Source organism: Curtobacterium sp. LFS079 (genome assembly GCF_047977865.1).
GTDB lineage: Bacteria > Actinomycetota > Actinomycetes > Actinomycetales > Micrococcaceae > Arthrobacter.
The window spans coordinates 137,119-152,970 of sequence record NZ_JBFPFO010000008.1 but is presented as its reverse complement, the minus strand read 5'-3'; the positions used below and the strand labels follow the sequence as shown (position 1 = coordinate 152,970).

The 15,852-nt window shown below is 67.0% G+C and carries 10 protein-coding genes; 5 read left to right on the top strand and 5 right to left on the bottom strand.

Features of this window, described 5'->3' with window-relative positions:
* The first annotated feature begins 26 nt into the window (after positions 1 to 26).
* Positions 27 to 605, top strand: a complete 579-nt coding sequence (locus ACNQPB_RS14395; RefSeq protein ID WP_498752778.1) for a type II toxin-antitoxin system PemK/MazF family toxin — start codon at positions 27 to 29, stop codon at positions 603 to 605.
* Between the two features lie 167 nt (positions 606 to 772).
* Positions 773 to 1,033: a 30S ribosomal protein S20 gene (gene rpsT / locus ACNQPB_RS14390; protein ID WP_426297738.1), complete on the top strand. Its 261-nt coding sequence runs from the start codon at positions 773 to 775 to the stop codon at positions 1,031 to 1,033.
* 120 nt (positions 1,034 to 1,153) lie between these two features.
* Here the strand turns inward: rpsT and holA are convergent, their stop codons facing one another.
* From holA to leuS, 5 genes are all read right to left on the bottom strand, one after another.
* Entirely contained in the window at positions 1,154 to 2,170 is a 1,017-nt protein-coding gene (holA, locus tag ACNQPB_RS14385) for a DNA polymerase III subunit delta (RefSeq protein ID WP_498752776.1), read from the bottom strand.
* Positions 2,089 to 3,984, bottom strand: coding sequence for a ComEC/Rec2 family competence protein (locus ACNQPB_RS14380; RefSeq protein WP_498752774.1), 1,896 nt, complete (start codon positions 3,982 to 3,984; stop codon positions 2,089 to 2,091). The genes holA and ACNQPB_RS14380 overlap by 82 nt, the downstream gene beginning before the upstream one ends.
* Positions 3,984 to 4,871, bottom strand: a complete 888-nt coding sequence (locus tag ACNQPB_RS14375; protein WP_498752772.1) for a ComEA family DNA-binding protein — start codon at positions 4,869 to 4,871, stop codon at positions 3,984 to 3,986. Before ACNQPB_RS14375 ends, ACNQPB_RS14380 begins: the two co-directional genes overlap by 1 nt.
* Positions 4,872 to 4,965: 94 nt before the next feature.
* The gene (locus ACNQPB_RS14370; protein ID WP_498752770.1) at positions 4,966 to 5,961 is read right to left on the bottom strand and encodes a DegV family protein; all 996 of its coding nucleotides are present in this window, start codon (positions 5,959 to 5,961) and stop codon (positions 4,966 to 4,968) included.
* Between the two features lie 106 nt (positions 5,962 to 6,067).
* Positions 6,068 to 8,593: a leucine--tRNA ligase gene (gene leuS / locus ACNQPB_RS14365; RefSeq protein ID WP_498752768.1), complete on the bottom strand. Its 2,526-nt coding sequence runs from the start codon at positions 8,591 to 8,593 to the stop codon at positions 6,068 to 6,070.
* A 469-nt stretch (positions 8,594 to 9,062) separates the two neighbouring features.
* Here leuS and ACNQPB_RS14360 point away from each other — a divergent pair, with 469 nt between their 5' ends.
* Genes ACNQPB_RS14360 through ACNQPB_RS14350 form a run of 3 tightly spaced genes read left to right on the top strand, consistent with a single transcriptional unit; the run spans position 9,063 to position 15,828 of the window.
* Positions 9,063 to 12,212 (top strand): efflux RND transporter permease subunit, encoded by a 3,150-nt coding sequence (locus ACNQPB_RS14360; protein WP_498752766.1) that lies wholly within the window; start codon positions 9,063 to 9,065, stop codon positions 12,210 to 12,212.
* A gap of 15 nt (positions 12,213 to 12,227) precedes the next feature.
* Positions 12,228 to 12,686 carry a hypothetical protein gene (locus ACNQPB_RS14355; protein ID WP_498752764.1) on the top strand — a complete coding sequence of 153 codons (459 nt, stop codon included), beginning with the start codon at positions 12,228 to 12,230 and terminating at the stop codon, positions 12,684 to 12,686.
* Between the two features lies 1 nt (position 12,687).
* The gene (locus ACNQPB_RS14350; RefSeq protein WP_498752762.1) at positions 12,688 to 15,828 is read left to right on the top strand and encodes an efflux RND transporter permease subunit; all 3,141 of its coding nucleotides are present in this window, start codon (positions 12,688 to 12,690) and stop codon (positions 15,826 to 15,828) included.
* Positions 15,829 to 15,852: the final 24 nt, after the last annotated feature.

The window sequence follows — 15,852 nt, the reverse complement described above, 5'->3', positions numbered from 1 at the left end:
CCCTGGTCGGCGGATACCGTGGTGGGATGGCATCGGACAAACACTCCATCTTCCGCAGGATCATGACCGCGCCGCTCCGCTACTTGCGCCGACTGGCGGCCGGAAGCGCACGGCCGGCGCCGCCGCGGACCTTGCGCGGCGCCAGGCCGGGCACGGCAACCAAGGGCAGACCGCCCGCCCCGACGCGCTCCGGCGTCGGGCGTTATCCAGGCGACTACAAGGGCACTGTTTCACCGCGCTACTCCCCCGCTCCGGACGGCCGGCCCGATCCGGGCGAAATCGTCTGGGCCTGGGTGCCCTTCGAAGAGGACCACAGCCAGGGCAAGGACAGGCCGGTCCTGCTCATAGGAAATGACAGGGCCTGGTTGCTGGGCCTGATGTTGACAAGCAAGGACCACGACGACGGCCACCGCGATTATGTCGACGTCGGTTCCGGCGCCTGGGACCCTCAGCGGCGCCCCAGCGAGGTCCGGATCGACCGGATCATCCGGGTCGACCCGGAGCGGATCCGCAGGGAAGGCGCGGTGCTGGACGGCAGGGCTTTCAGCCGGGTAGCCGACGCCCTGCGCACCCGGCGGCAGGAGACGCCACGCCGGCCGCGGTAGCCGCCATGCGGAACGGCGCGTGGTTCTGCTAGGATTGATGGCTGTATGTCCGTGCAGGTCGACGGCCATGCATGGTTGGCTGCCATAGGCATCCCCACGCCACTCAGTCGATGGCCAACCTGACAACCCTCTAGACCATTTCCGCATTAAAAAGAGAGTTCACACACGTGGCTAATATCAAGTCCCAGAAGAAGCGCATCCTCACCAACGAAAAGGCTCGTCTGCGTAACAACGCCGTCAAGTCCGAGCTGAAGACGGCCATCCGCGCCGTCAACACCGCCGTTGAGTCTGCCGACAAGGATGCTGCAACGACTGCTCTTGTAGCTGCCGGCCGCAAGCTGGACAAGGCTGTCAGCAAGGGCGTTATTCACAAGAACAACGCTGCGAACCGCAAGTCGGCGATCTCCAAGAAGGTCAACGCACTCTAAGGTTTTCCAGTTCGACTGAGCTGAAATTGAGGCCGGCCCGTTTGGGCCGGCCTCATCGCATTTAAGCGCCGGTTCCTGTTTGGTGCCGGTTCCTGCAGGGGGCCGGGTTGCCGCCCGCGGCTAGCGGCCGCGGGCCGAAGTGGCGATGACCGTCACGGCGTGCTCCACCGCATACACCGGATCGCGGGAGAGACCCTTCACCTGGGCATCGGCTTCGGCCGTGGCCTGGATCGAACGGATCAACCCTTCCGGGGTCCAACGGCGGACATCCCGCTGTGCCTGCTCGACCAGCCAGGGCTGCATGCCCAGCTGCCTCGCAATCTGCGCCGAGGAGCCCTGCGCACCGGCCACCCGCGCCAGGGTGCGCAGCTTGGCGGCCAATGCCGCGACCAAGGGAACGGGGTCCACTCCGGTTGCCAGGGCGTGGCGGAGGCTGGAGAGGGCCAGCGGAGCGTTCCCGGCCATGGCCGCGTCTGCGACCTTGAATGCCGTGGCCTCCACCCGCCCGCCGTAGTAGCGCTCAACCATGGCGGCATCCACGGCCGTGCTGGCATCGGCGATGAGCTGCCGGCAAGATGCGGCCAGCTCGGACAGCGACGTCCCCACGGCGTTGACCAGGGCCTGCACTGCCTCGTTCTCGATCCGGCGGCCTCCCGCCTTGAACTCGGCCACCACGAATGCCACCTTCTCCGCGTCCTTCTTAAGCGGTTGGCAGTCCACCACCGGCCAGCCCGCTGCCTTGACCGCGTCCAGCAGTTTCTTTCCCCTGGTGCCCCCGCTGTGGCGCAGGACGAGCACGACGTCGTCTTCCGGACGGGCCACGTAGGCAAGCGCATCGCTGAGGAAAGCTTCGCTCATGCCCTCGAGTCCCTCGACCTCGAGCAATTTGCCCTCACCGAAAAGCGACGGCGTGACAGTCATGGCAAGGGCGCCTGCTTCATAGCTGCCGGCGTTGAGTTTGCTGATCTCAACGTCGGGCATTGCTTCACGGACGAGCGAGCGGATGCGGTCCATGGCGCGGATGCCCAGGTACTCCTCCGGCCCGGTGATCAGCACTACGGCGGCCGGCGTGATGTCGCGCCAGGTGGCCGCATTCGCCGAGGAGGTCTTGGCCTTCGAGGCCTGGGGGGCAGCCAACAGTGCTTCCTTCCGGACGGGTTTTTGCAGGGTTCCAGTCTCCCACGACCGCACCCCGATCCCGAGCCGCCGGCTCCCGGGGTGTGGCCGGGAAGGCGGATGGGCGGGGACCGGCATTCCAGCCATGCCTCAAAGGCCGCGATCCGGCCAACAAGGAAGCCGTGGCTGCGCACGGCAAGGCCCACGCAACGGTCCGGGTTCAGGAGCAGCCAGAGCAAGGCCAGGTTACCCGCCGAGCAGAGCGCCATCGTAAACATCCCCCAAACGCCCTCCGGCCATGGCTGCACGGCTCCTGGCAGGCCCGCGAAGAAGCGGGCGATTCCGGCGATCGCCCCGGTACACACCGCCGCCGCTCCCATCAGGAAGGCCGCTGTGCCCTCGTGGACCGCCAGGACTGGCACAGCGAGTGTTCCCAGGACCGTCACGGGAGCGACGAATGGCGCCATGGCAACGTTTGCCAGCAAGGAAAATACGGTGAACTGCGGCTGCAGGCCCACAATGACAGGCGCACAAAACAACTGCGCGGAGAACGGCACCGCCAAGGCGGCCGCCACAGGACGCGGCAGCCAGACCGGCGCCCGGGCCATCAGCGGACGGGCCAGCAGGACGATCCCCAACGTGGCAAGCACCGACAGGAGGAACCCGGGACTGCCCGCCAAGGACGGTTCGCCGACGAGGAGCACCCCGACGGCAAGGCAGAGGAAACCCAGGCTTCGCCCCGGGCGTCCGCTGCTGAGGCCAAGCAGGCCGATCGCGCCCATGACCGCAGCCCGGAGAACGCTCGGCTCGGGCCCAACCAGCCACACAAAGGCGCCAAGGCCGCACAAAGCCAGGGCAGCCGCCACCGGCCGTGCAAAGCGGAAGACCCTGGCCAGGACGATCAGCAGGCCCAGGATCAGGCTGCAATTCGCCCCAGACACCGCAGTCAAATGGGTTGCACCAGTGTCGCGCATGGCCGCGACGAGCCCCTCGTCCATGCCATCGGTGTCGCCGATGACCATTCCCGGCAGGAGCCCCGCTGGATCGCCCCCGAGCCCGCCCGCGGCGCCGCGGTACCGCTCCCGCATGGCGGCCGCCCAGTCCGGCGCAGTCGCTGATCCGGTACCGGAAGCCGTTCCGTCCGTGCCTGCGGCATGCTGCAGGCTGCCCTGCGCAGGGAGGGGCCGGGTGCGGGCCGTGAAGACCGCTGTCTCCGCTTGTCCGGGGCGGCCCTGCGCGAGTTTTCCGGCGGCCCGGATGCGTTCTCCGGCCCGCGGTTCCCGCCACTCGGCGCCGCCTACCACCAGGATCCGGGTGGCCGGACGGTAGAGCTTGCCGTCTTCGGCCACCTCCAGGAGTTCGGCGCCAAGGATCCAGCGTTCTGCTCCCCCGGGCCCTGTGCGGGCTTCCTTGGCTTCCCGGGTGACCAGCAGGTTCACGAGCGCGGTGTCACCAGTTCCACCGCCTGCGACGGGCAGGCTCGATCGCGCGGTGGAGGCGGTCAGAGTGTGCGCCGCCGCAGCGGCCCCGAGGAGGCATCCCAGCGAGAGCGCGGCAGCCAGGCTGCGTCGCCCCGCACCGTGCCGCTGTGGCCGTCGGGCCGCCTGCACTCGCCGGGACCGCCGGCCGCCGGCAACGAGCAGCAGACCGGCGGCGGTGACCAGGAAGACGGCGAGACCGGTGGTCCATACCGGCGGCAGGTGGTTGCCGGCCAGGGCTGCGGTCCACGCAAGCACCGCGGAAGGCACGAGCCGCAGGTCCATCCGCGGCCCCGGATCATCGCGGCGCCGGACCTCGTCCTCCGCTCCGGAGCGGGCCCGCCTTTGCCCGGACATCAGACGGTCACCAAGGGAAGAAGCGCTTCGAGCATTTTGGGCCCCACACCGTCCACCGCGTCAAGCTCTTCCACGGCCGCGAATGGTCCGTGCTCTTCACGCCAGGCCACGATGCGCCCGGCGAGGACCGGGCCGACCTTGGGCAACGCGTCCAGCTCCGCCGCAGAGGCGGTGTTGATGTTGATCCTGGCGCCGGCCGCAGTGCCGCTGCCAGACCGCGCGGTGCCCGCCCCGCCGGCCCCGCCCTGGGGCGGCTCAGGGACCTCCCCCTGCCGCGGAACCTGGATCTTCGCGCCGTCCTGGACAACTGCGGCCAGGTTGAGGCCGTCCAGGGACGCTGCAGCGTCCGCGCCGCCCGCCGCGGAGATCGCCTCGAAGACCCGGGAACCCGAGGGCAGGCTGACGATGCCCGGCTTCTCCACGGCACCGGCAACATGGACCACGATGCGGGCGCCTGCGGGATCTTCGGAGTCCGCGCCTTCCGATACCGGAGCCTGGCTGGAGACATCCCCGGACGTCCCCCCGGCCGCGCCAAGCTGCTCCGCGGGAGGCCGGCCGGCCCAGGCCTGCCAGCCGAACCACACGGCCAGCAAGAGCGCCGGAACCAGCAGCATGAAGGGGACCCGCCAAGGCACGCGCCACCGGACACGCGGGGAAAGACCGGCGGATACCGCGTCGGACTCCTGCAGGGCGGACCCGCCACGGCCCAGCTCCGGCAGGAGGGCTCCCTCCCTCGCGCCGGCAGGAAGCCCGGACTCTCTGGGCCCGGCCTTTTCGCCAAACCCTGCTGTATCCGGAAGGTCAGTAACGCCCAGCCGGGATTTCAGCCGGTGCCTGGCCGCCCGCGCGGCATCGCCGGCTAGCGGGTCTCGGTTCCGGCGCGGCATGAGTCCGAGCCTAGGTTCGGCCCGTCCGCCGTGCCGCCGGCAGCGGGTGCTATGTGGAAAGCCCTGCCTCCGCGTCGCCTGTGGAGGAAATGAGCTACTCCCCGGGAATGGCTGCCCCGGGCGTGCTGCTCTCCCCCACGATCACCGCAAGGACGCCCAAGCCCGCGTGGGCACCGAGCACCGCCGGCAGGGCGCTGAGCTGCGCCTCGGGAGTACCCGGGCACAACGCTGCGAGGCGTCCGGCCAGCCCTTCGGCTTCGGCGAGGTTCCCGAAATGGTGGACCGCGAGCCTGGCTTCGCCGGGCGGGCGGGTTGCGACGTCGGCGGCGACGATCTCCTCGAGCCGGGCGATGGCCTTCGCTGCGGAACGCACCTTTTCGAGCGGCACGATCCGTCCGCCGTCGACCGCGAGGATGGGCTTGATGGCGAGCATGGTGCCCAGCAGGGAAGCCGCGGCGCCGATCCGCCCGCCCCGGCGCAGCTGTTCAAGGCTTGGCACGTAGAAATAGACCTTGGTGCGGCGGAGCCGTTCCTCCGCAAAGTCGCGCACCTCCGCCGCGGACCGGCCGTCAGCTGCAGCCAGGAGGGCGCTTTGCACACCCATCCCCTGGGCCATGCCGACCGTGCGGGAATCGAGGACTTCCACCGGGATCGAAACGCGGGCGGCCGCCAGTTTCGCGGCGTCGACGGTGCCGGAGAGTTCGGCGGAGATGTGGATGGACACCACCGACTCGAATCCGCGCGCCGCCGCGGCCAGGTACGCCTGTTCGAACTGGCCGGGCGACGGCCGGGACGTCTTCACTGCCGACCCCGAGGCCAATGCCAGGGCCAGGGTAGTGGTGATGTCGTCTTCGCCTTCGCCGAAGATATCCTCGCCCACCATGACCGGCATCGGAACCACCGCCAGCCGGCCGTCGGCGACAAAGGCCTTCACCCAGTCGGCCGGCAAAGCCCCCGCGGAATCGGTCACGACGGCGGTGCGTACGACGGCGGGCACCGCACCGGTGGTACGTCCCGGCGTCGTCGACTGCCGCAGCCGCGACAGGCGCTGCTTCAGCCACAGCCAGCCAGGCGGTTCGCGGTCCGGCAAAAGGCACCTCCTGGACGGGTCGCTGTGTGGGTCGTGCGGCACAGCGGTTGGCGGCAGGGCTGGGTGATGCACAGGCGGCCGGCCGGAAGCCGGCGGCCCTGCCCGGCTAGGCCGGGACGATATTCACCAGTTTGGGGGCCCGCACGATCACCGTGCGGATGCCACGCCCATCAAGAGCGCGCTGAACGTTTTCGCTGGCCAGCGCCAGTTCGCGCAGCGCGTCCTCCGCGATGCCGGGAGAGACCTCAAGGCGGTCGCGGACCTTGCCCTGCACCTGAACGACGGCGGTGACGGTTTCCTGGACCAGGAGCGAGTCGTCGTGGACCGGCCAGCCGGCGTTCGCCACCGACGCCGGGTGGCCCAGCTGGTTCCAGAGATCCTCGGCCGTGTACGGGGCGAAGAGGCTCAGGATCACGGCGACGGCCTCGGTGGCCTCGCGGACGGCAGGATCCGCCCCGCCGGCGCCGGAGTCGATGGTCTTGCGGGTGGCGTTGACCAGCTCCATCAGCTTGGCGACGACGACGTTGAACTTGTTGTTGTCCAACAGCTCCGCGGCTTCGGCGATGGTGCGGTGCGTGACGGAGCGCAGGGCGCGGTCGCCGGCGGAGAAGTCGACACCGGGGGCGCTGCTGACGTCCTGGCCGAGGCGCCACGCGCGGGCCAGGAACTTCGCCGAACCGGCCGGCGAAACGTCGGCCCAGTCGACGTCGTCCTCCGGCGGGGAGGCGAACACCATGGTCAGGCGGACGGCGTCCACGCCGAACTTGTCCAGCTGTTCGCCGAGGTCCACGCCGTTGCCCAGGGACTTGCTCATGGCCTTGCCGCCGTTGAGCACCTGGCCCTGGTTGAGCAGGGCGCTGAATGGTTCGTCCGCGTCCAGCAGGCCCATGTCGTGCACGACCTTGGTGAAGAAGCGCGCGTAGAGCAGGTGCAGGATGGCGTGCTCGACGCCACCCACGTACTGGCCGACGGGCATCCATTCGTTGATCTTCGCCGGGTCGAACGGGCCTTCGGTGAAGTGCGGGGAGACGAAGCGCAGGAAGTACCAGGACGAGTCCACGAAGGTGTCCATGGTGTCCGTGTCGCGCTGCGCGGCGCGGCCGCAGTTGGGGCATTCCACGTTGACCCATTCCGCGGCGGCGGCCAGCGGGGAGGTGCCCTTCGGGGCGAGGGCCTCGCCGCGCAGGTCCTCGGGCAGCGTGACAGGCAGCTGGTCATCGGGGACCGGAACCTCGCCGCATTCGGCGCAGTGGATGATCGGGATCGGGGTGCCCCAGAAGCGCTGGCGGCTCAGCAGCCAGTCGCGCAGGCGGAAGTTCACGAACTTTTCGCCCGTGCCGAGTTTCTCCAGGATGTCGATGGCGGCCGGGATGGCCTCGGCCTTGGACAGTCCGTCCAATTCGCCGGAGTTCTTCAGGGTGCCTTCGCCGGACGTGGCGGTGCCGCTCTCCGCCGGGTCCTCGCCGCCGGTGTCCAGGACGGCCCGGACCGGCAGCCCGAAGGCCTTGGCGAAATCGAGGTCGCGCTGGTCGTGCGCGGGAACGGCCATGATGGCGCCGGTGCCGTAGTCGGCCAGGACGTAGTCGGCGGCCCAGACGGGCAGCTTCTCGCCGTTTAGCGGGTTGATGGCGTAGCGGCCCGTGAAGACGCCGGTCTTTTCGCGTTCGGTGGACTGGCGCTCGATTTCGGAGAGTGCCTTGACCTTTTCGCGGTAGGCCATGAGTTCGTCGTGCTGCTCCGGGGTGACCAGGTCCAGGGCCAGGTGGGCGTCGGCCGCGACGACAAAGAAGGTTGCCCCGTACAGGGTGTCCGGGCGGGTGGTGAAGACCGTGACTTCCTTTTCGGGACGGCCCCCGGCGGCTTCGATGACGAAGCGCACGTGGGCGCCCTCGGAGCGGCCGATCCAGTTCCGCTGCATGGCCAGGACGCGCTCGGGCCAGTGCCCCTGCAGTTCGGACATGTCATCGAGCAGGCGGTCGGCGTATTCGGTGATCTTGAAGTACCACTGGTTCAGGGACTTCTTGGTGACCGGGGTGCCGCAGCGTTCGCAGGCGCCGTTGACGACCTGCTCGTTCGCCAGCACGGTCAGGTCCTTGGGGCACCAGTTGACCGGGGAATCCTTGCGGTAGGCCAGGCCGCGCTCGTAGAAGCGCTTGAACAGCCACTGGGTCCAGCGGTAGTACTCCGGGTCCGAGGTGTGCAGGCGGCGGGACCAGTCGGCGGAGATGGCGTACCGCTTGAAGGAGGCAGCCTGGGTGTCGATGTTGGCGTAGGTCCACTCGCTCGGGTGGGCGTTGCGCTTGATTGCGGCGTTCTCGGCCGGCAGGCCGAAGGAGTCCCAGCCGATCGGGTGCAGGACGTCAAAGCCCTTCTGGCGCAGGTAGCGCGCGACGACGTCACCCATTGCGAACGCTTCTGCGTGGCCCATGTGCAGGTCGCCGGAGGGGTACGGGAACATGTCCAGCACGTAGCGGCGCTCGCGGGAGCCATCGTCCAGGGGCGTGAAGACCTTGAGGTCCTCCCACACCTGCGGCCACTTGGCCTCCATCGCGGCGAAGCTGTACACGCCCTCTTCGGGGGTGTTCGCCGTGCCTGCCTGTGCTCCGGTTTCGGTCTCCGGGTGAACGCTCACTGCTGCCCTCTTCTGTTCCTCGTTGGCGGTATTGCCTCCTGCTGCAGCCCCGGCACATGCCCGGACACACAAAAGCCCCTCGACAAGGAGGGGCGGCCGCACGGTAATTCCGGTACCGGGCGGCTAGCTAAGCAGAAGGATCGCACACATATCCCTAACTCTAGCGCACCAAATGCACGGACCTTGGCCCGGAACGCGCCTGAGCGCAGGCGTTCCTGGCAGCGGTTCCGGGGCCGGGCAGGCGGACACAGCACGCGAGTACACCGCCCCCTGGAAAACAAGTACCGGACCTCATTGCCAACTTGCGCAGAGGAGTCCAATATGATACCAGGCCTGGGGGGGTTGCTAAAAGGTCTCAGGGTATGGAGCCTGAAATGCGCCTTTCGCCTGCTCGTTTCCCCAATGCCTTCGGGGACGGGAAAGCTGTCCCCGGCCCCTTCCGCAGCGAACAGTCCAGGCGCTACCGGTCATGATGAGCGCACTCCGCTGGGTTATCCAGTTCCGGCTGTTGGTCTTGGCAGTGGCGGCAGGAATTCTGGCATTCGGGTTCACGAACCTGCCGAGCATGTCCGTGGATGCCTTTCCGGAATTTGCCCCGCCGCAGGTCGAGATCCAGACCGAGGCCCTGGGCCTTTCTGCGGCCGAGGTGGAGCAGCTAATCACCTCCCCCATGGAGGCCGACCTCCTGAACGGGGTGGCCTGGGTGGAGGCGATCCGCTCCAAGTCCGTCCCGGGCCTGTCCTCGATCCAGATGGTCTTCAAACCTGGAACCGATCTATTTCGGGCCCGGCAGCTTGTTTCCGAGCGGCTGACCCAGGCCCGCGCGCTCCCCAACGTATCGGCGGCGCCTGTCCTGATGCAGCCGCTGTCCTCGACCAGCCGGGTCATGATGATCCGGCTGACGTCAAAGGACATGTCGGCCATCGACATGTCCGTGCTGGCCAGATGGACCATGAAGCCCGGGCTCCTGGCCGTACCCGGCGTCGCGAACGTGGCGATCTGGGGCCAGCGCGACCAGCAACTTCAGGTACTTGTGGATCCTGCGCAGCTCCAAGCCAAGGGTGTGACGCTGGACGAGGTCATCAAGACGACCGGCAACTCCGTGTGGGTTTCGCCGTTGAGCTATCTGGCGGCATCCACGCCAGGCACCGGCGGCTTTTTCGAGACCGGCCACCAGCGTATTGGTGTCCAGCACGTCCTGCCGATCACCACGCCAGAGGACCTCGGCCAGGTTCCAATTGAGGGGTCGGCCGGCAAGCTCCTGCTCAAGGACGTGGCCACAGTGGCGACCGACCACCAACCCCTGATCGGCGATGCCCTGCTGGGCAAGGAAGCCGAGTTGTTGCTGGTGATTGAGAAATTCCCGGAAACGAACACTTTGGATGTAACCCGGGGTGTTGAAGAGGCACTGCGCAGCCTCCAGCCCGGCTTGCCCGGGGTCACGATCGATACCAGCGTCTACCGGCAGGCGTCCTTCATCGAGGACGAGGTCGGTACGCTCGGCATCGCCCTGCTGATCACCTTGCTGCTGATCGTTGCCATGTTTGGCAGTTTTTTCCGTTCATGGCGCACAGCCCTCATCAGCCTCATCACGATTCCGTTGTCCCTGACAGCGGCGGCCCTGCTGCTCTACGTACGCGGTATCGGGATGAACACCATGGTCATGGCCGGCATGGTCCTGGCTTTGGGCGTCATCGTGGGAGACCTCGCCGAAGACCTCAACGGCGTCGTCGCGGCAGGCAACGCCGCCGCGAGGAAGCGCGGTGGCGAGCCGCAGAACAGGCAGCTGCGCGCCGTCCTGATTCCGGAAGCCCTCTGGGCAGTCCGCATCCCGATACTGTACTCGCTGTTGATCATGGCGCTGGCCGGCATGCCCTCGCTCTTCATCGCGGGCGAGAACGGAGCCTTCTTCGGACCCTTGGTCCTGAGCTACCTGCTTGCCCTGGTTGTCTCGATGATCGTCGCCCTGACGGCGACTGCCGCGCTCGCGTTCGTCCTTCCCGGCGCGTCGTCCGCGCCACCGGAACGCCGGTCGCTGAGGCGGCTGAAAGTTGGTTACGGGCGGCTCCTGGTCCGCCTGACGGGGAAGGTCCCGTGGGCGTTCGCCGCCTCCGCGGTTGTGGCGTTGGCAGGACTCGTCCTCGTGCCCCAGCTTGCCGCCAACCACCCCGTGGTGCCCGTACTTGCGGACAAAACCCTCGTGGTGCACTGGAATACGATTGCCGGCACTTCGGACCAGGAAATGAGCCGGATCACCGAGTCGGCCGCCGAAGAGCTCCGCCGTCTGCCTGGTGTGGTCAACGTGGGAGGCCACGTCGGACGCGCGATCACCTCTGACCAGATCGGCGACGTGAGTTCGGGCGAACTCTGGATCAGCGTGGCATCCGCCGCGTCGTTCGGCGACACAGCGGCCGCCGTCCAGCAGGTCATCGCCGGCTACCCGGGCCTGACCAGCAAGGTATCCACCTATCCACAGGAGCGCATCGACCAAATCCGCGACGCCGCCGACAGCGGGTTCGCGGTCCGGGTCTATGGGCCGAACACCGGGGTCCTGCGGCAGAAGGCGGCAGAGGTGCAGCAGATGCTCGAGCACACGGCCGGCGTCGTCAACCCTCACGTTGACGCCCCTGTCGAACAGCCGATCGCCGAGGTCAAGGTAGACCTTGCCGCTGCCCAGAAGGCGGGCATCGTTCCCGGCGATGTTCGACGCGCGGCTGCGGCCCTGCTACAGGGCATCGAAGTCGGCAACCTCTACGAACAGCAGAAAGTCTTCTCGGTCATCGTGAAGGGTGCCGCATCCACGCGGAACAGCCTGGACAGCGTCCGCGACCTGATCCTGGACACCCCCAGCGGCGGGCACACCCGCCTCGGCGATGTCGCACAGGTCAGCATGGTCGGGAACGAGTCGGTGATCCTGCACGATGACACTTCGCGCCGCATCGATGTGAAGGCCGAGATCCAGGGCCGCCCACTGGGCGACATCCAACGTGACATCGACGCAAACCTGCAGCAGATGCAGTTCCCGATCTCGTACCATGCCGAAGTCCTCACCCAGTACGCGCAGCAGCAAAGCAATCTCCAGTGGCTCTGGCTGCTCGCAGCCATCGCTGCGGCCGGCATCCTGGTGCTGTTGCAGTCCGCGTCCGGGAGCTGGCGGCTCGCCGCCCCGCTCTTCCTGGGCCTGATCCTCGCACTGTCAGGCGGCGTGCTGGTTTCCGAGGCCACGCGAGCCGTCAACTCCCTGTCCGCCCTGGTCGCGTTCGCCGTAGTGCTGGGTGTCGCCACCCGCGGCACCCTGCTGATGGCTGGACTCGTCCGGACCCTGCGCGCTGAAGACAGTACCGCGCCGTGGCCTGCGTTGGTAGCCCATGCGGCGAGGGAGAGGCTCGGGCCGACTCTGATGTCGACCGCGATGACGGGTCTGGTCTTGCTGCCCCTCGTCCTGTTCGGCGGCGTTGTCGGAACGGAAATCATCCTGCCGCTCGCCGTGATCATCTGGGGCGGCCTGGTGACCTCCGCGCTGTTCATTCTGTTTATTGTGCCCGCGGTGTTGCTTCGGTACGGACCTGAACAAGCACCGCGCACCGGGATCCGGAACGAACCGGCAAGCACGGCCTGAGAGTCAGGATGCGTCATGATTGCAATACCTTCGCGGCCGGGCCGCAACACGATGGCCCTCATCATCCTGGCGTTCCTGGCAGTATGCGTCCCCGCCTGCAGCCGGGCGGAAGCGGAAGCTCCACCCGTCGTTGACGCTCCTGCAGCCATTGAAGTGGTTGCCGGAACGGACCTCCACCGCATCACGCTGACTGAACGTGCCATTGAGCGGCTAGGGCTCAAAACGGAGACGATCAGCGCGGATCCCCATAGCAAGAAGCTAAGCGCCCCCTACTCCGCGCTACTCTATGACAGCCAAGGCAAGACATGGGTCTACACCAATCCCGAGCCCCGGGTCTACGTCCGGCACTCCGTTAGCGTCGAGCGCATCAACGGCCCCGTTGCCGTGCTGACGGACGGCCCGGCGCCTGGCACGGTTGTGGTCACCCTTGGAGCCGCGGAATTGTTCGGCGCCGAATTCGATACGGCCCAGTGACATGCGGTGGATCATAGGAATCAGCCTCAAATTCAGGACCGTCGTCGTCGCGCTCGCGTGTGCGGTAATGCTGCTTGGTTCACTGCAGCTGGGTTCCGCGTCCGTGGACGTCTTTCCCGAATTCGCCCCGCCTCGGGTGGAAATCCAAACCGCGTGCCTCGGTTTGACCTCCCAGGAAGTCGAAGAGCTGGTCAGCGTGCCCATCGAGGCAGCCGTGAGCGGCATGCCAGGCCTGGACGAGCTGCGGTCGAAATCCGTGCCGCAGTTGTCCTCGATCGTGCTGCTCTTCCATCCGGGCACCGACCTGCTCAACGCCCGCCAGTTGGTCTCGGAGCGAATGGCGTCTGTGACCGCGGCGCTGCCGACCTGGGCGGCCCCGCCGGTCATGCTGCAGCCGCTGTCCGCAACGAGCCGGGTGATGAAAATCGGGATGACATCGTCCGAGCACTCACTCATCGAGATGTCGATGCTGTCCTACTGGACCATCCGGGCCCGGCTCCTCCGGGTCCCCGGCGTGGCCAACGTGGCCATTTGGGGCGAGCGGCTCCAGATGCTGCAGGTCCAGGTGGAACCTGAGAAGCTCAAGGCCCAAAATGTCTCCCTCAACGAAGTCATGGAAGTCACCGCGGGCGCCCTCGACGCCGGCCTGCTGAAGTACTCGCCCGGACGATTCATCGGCACCGGCGGCTTCATTGGGAGCCCTAACCAGCGAATAGGCATCCGGCACGTTCAGCCGATCAAGACTCCCGCTGACCTGGCCCAGGTGACCATCCGGGAGAAGGACGGCGTGGCACTGCACCTCGGCGATGTAGCCCAGGTCGTGGAGGACCATCAGCCGCTCATTGGTGATGCCGTCATCAACAACGGGCATGGGCTTATGCTGATCGTCGAGAAACTGCCCTGGGGCAACACTTTGGATGTGACCAAGGGCGTTGAGGAAGCCCTCCATGAGCTGCAGCCTGGCCTGAGCGGAATCAGCTTCGACACCACCATCTTCCGCCCGGCGAGCTTTGTCGAGGAGTCGATCTCCAACCTGAGCCTCGCCCTGCTGCTGGGCTGCCTGCTCGTCGTCCTGATCCTCGGCGCTTTCCTCTTCCAATGGCGGACGGCCCTGATCAGCCTCATCGCGATCCCGCTGTCCCTGCTCACGGCCGCCTTGGTCCTTTATTTCACGGCCAGTTCGATCAACACGATGGTCCTTGCGGGGCTGGTCATCGCGGTGGGAGTCGTCGTCGACGACGCAATCATCGACGTCGAAAACATCATGCGCCGGTTGCGGCAACATCGTGCCCGGGGCAGCCATGAATCCACGGCCTCGGTGGTACTGAAAGCCTCGCTCGAGATGCGGAGCCCCATCGTGTACGCGACCATGATCATTGTCGTCGCTGCCGTGCCCATCTTCTTCCTGGACGGGCTGACCGGAGTCTTCTTCCGGCCGCTGGCCGTCACCTACACCCTGGCAGTGCTCGCCTCGATGGTCGTGGCACTGACAGTCACTCCCGCCCTGGCACTGATGTTTTTGGGCAGGGCGAAGCTGGAAGAACGCGACCAGCCTTTGGTCCGGGTGCTCAAACGCGGCTACCACGCCGTCCTGACCCGGATCATGAACCGGCCCCGGTACGGCTATGCCGGGTTCGGAGTCGTCGCGATGGCGGGCCTGGCCGTCGCTCCCCTGCTGGGCCAGTCCCTGTTCCCCACTTTCAAGGAAAGGGACTTCCTGATGCACTGGATCTCGCAGCCGGGAACCTCGGCGGCGGAAGAGTACCGGATCTCGCAGCGCGGCTGCGAGGAGTTCCTCCGGGTGCCCGGCGTCCTGAACTGCGGCACGCATATCGGGCAGGCGTTCGCTGCTGACGAGATCGTCGGCGTCAACGCCGGAGAGCACTGGATCAGCATCGACCGCCACGCGAACTATGACGAGACACTTGCCGCTGTCCAGGAAGTTGTTGACGGCTACCCGGGCCTGCACCGCGACGTCCAGACGTACCTGAAGGAGCGGATCGAAGAAGTCCTGACAGGCGCCAGCGAGCCCATCCTGGTCCGCGTCTACGGGGACGACCTCAAAGTGCTGCGGGAACAGGCCCAACGGGTCAAGGGCATTCTGGATGACATCAAGGGCACCGAGGACCCGCATGTGTCCCTTGAGGTAGAGATCCCGCAGATTTCCGTCACGGTCAATCTCGCCGAGGCGCAGAAATACGGACTGAAACCGGGTGATGTGAGACGGGCGGCCGCCACTCTCGTGGCCGGGGAGGAGGTCGGCGACGTCTTCCGGGACGGCCGCGCCTACGACGTCCAGGTCTGGAGCACTCCGGCAACCCGTGCCAGCGTCACCAGCATCGAGGACTTGCCGATTGATACCCCCGGCGGCCAGCGCGTCCGCCTCGCCGACGTCGCAGCCGTGACGCTTCAGGCAGTGCCGAACCAGATCGACCGGACCAACGGATCGCGCCGCGTTGAAGTGGGAACATTCCTGGCCAAGGGTGCAGATCTGGGAGAAGTCGTCGGCGAGCTGCAGACGCGGCTGGACAGCCTGGAGCTGCCGGCCGGCTACAGAGTGCAGCTGCTGGGCGAATACACCGAACGTGAGGCGGCTACGAACCGCCTGATGATTTTCGCCGGCGCTGCCCTCGTCCTGATCCTCCTGCTGCTCCAGACATCCTTCCGGAGTTGGCGGCTCGCTGTGCTCTCGCTGCTGACGTTGCCGATAGCCCTGGTGGGCGGCGTCTTCGCTGCCTTCATTTCCGGCGGCATCCTTTCCCTGGGCTCGGTTGTTGGCTTCCTCACCGTGATGGGGATCGCGGCGCGCAACGGCATCCTGCTCATCAACCACTGCCAGCACCTGGAAAGGAACGAGGGCGAGACCTTCGGCCGGGCCCTCGTGCTGCGCGGGGCGGCGGAAAGGCTTTCACCAATTCTCATGACCAGCCTCGCCACCGGACTTGCCCTGGTGCCCTTGGTTGTCATGGGCAACGTCCCCGGCCATGAAATCGAACACCCCATGGCTGTGGTCATTCTGGGAGGCCTTGTCACCTCCACCTTGCTCAACCTTTTTATTGTTCCGTCGCTGTACCTCAGGTTCGCCAAGCGGCGGCCGCGCAGGCAACGCAACCAGGAGCCCGAGCCGGTTCCGGCCACCTGACTGGATTCACCCATCGAAAGGAAG

What these genes read in the sequence shown, in the direction of transcription:
- ACNQPB_RS14395 (WP_498752778.1), top strand. Translation starts at nt 27, where the DNA reads ATGGCATCGGACAAACACTCCATCTTCCGCAGGATCATGACCGCGCCG.
- ACNQPB_RS14380 (WP_498752774.1), bottom strand. Translation starts at nt 3,984, where the DNA reads ATGTCCGGGCAAAGGCGGGCCCGCTCCGGAGCGGAGGACGAGGTCCGG.
- ACNQPB_RS14375 (WP_498752772.1), bottom strand. Translation starts at nt 4,871, where the DNA reads ATGCCGCGCCGGAACCGAGACCCGCTAGCCGGCGATGCCGCGCGGGCG.
- ACNQPB_RS14360 (WP_498752766.1), top strand. Translation starts at nt 9,063, where the DNA reads ATGATGAGCGCACTCCGCTGGGTTATCCAGTTCCGGCTGTTGGTCTTG.
- ACNQPB_RS14355 (WP_498752764.1), top strand. Translation starts at nt 12,228, where the DNA reads ATGATTGCAATACCTTCGCGGCCGGGCCGCAACACGATGGCCCTCATC.
- ACNQPB_RS14350 (WP_498752762.1), top strand. Translation starts at nt 12,688, where the DNA reads ATGCGGTGGATCATAGGAATCAGCCTCAAATTCAGGACCGTCGTCGTC.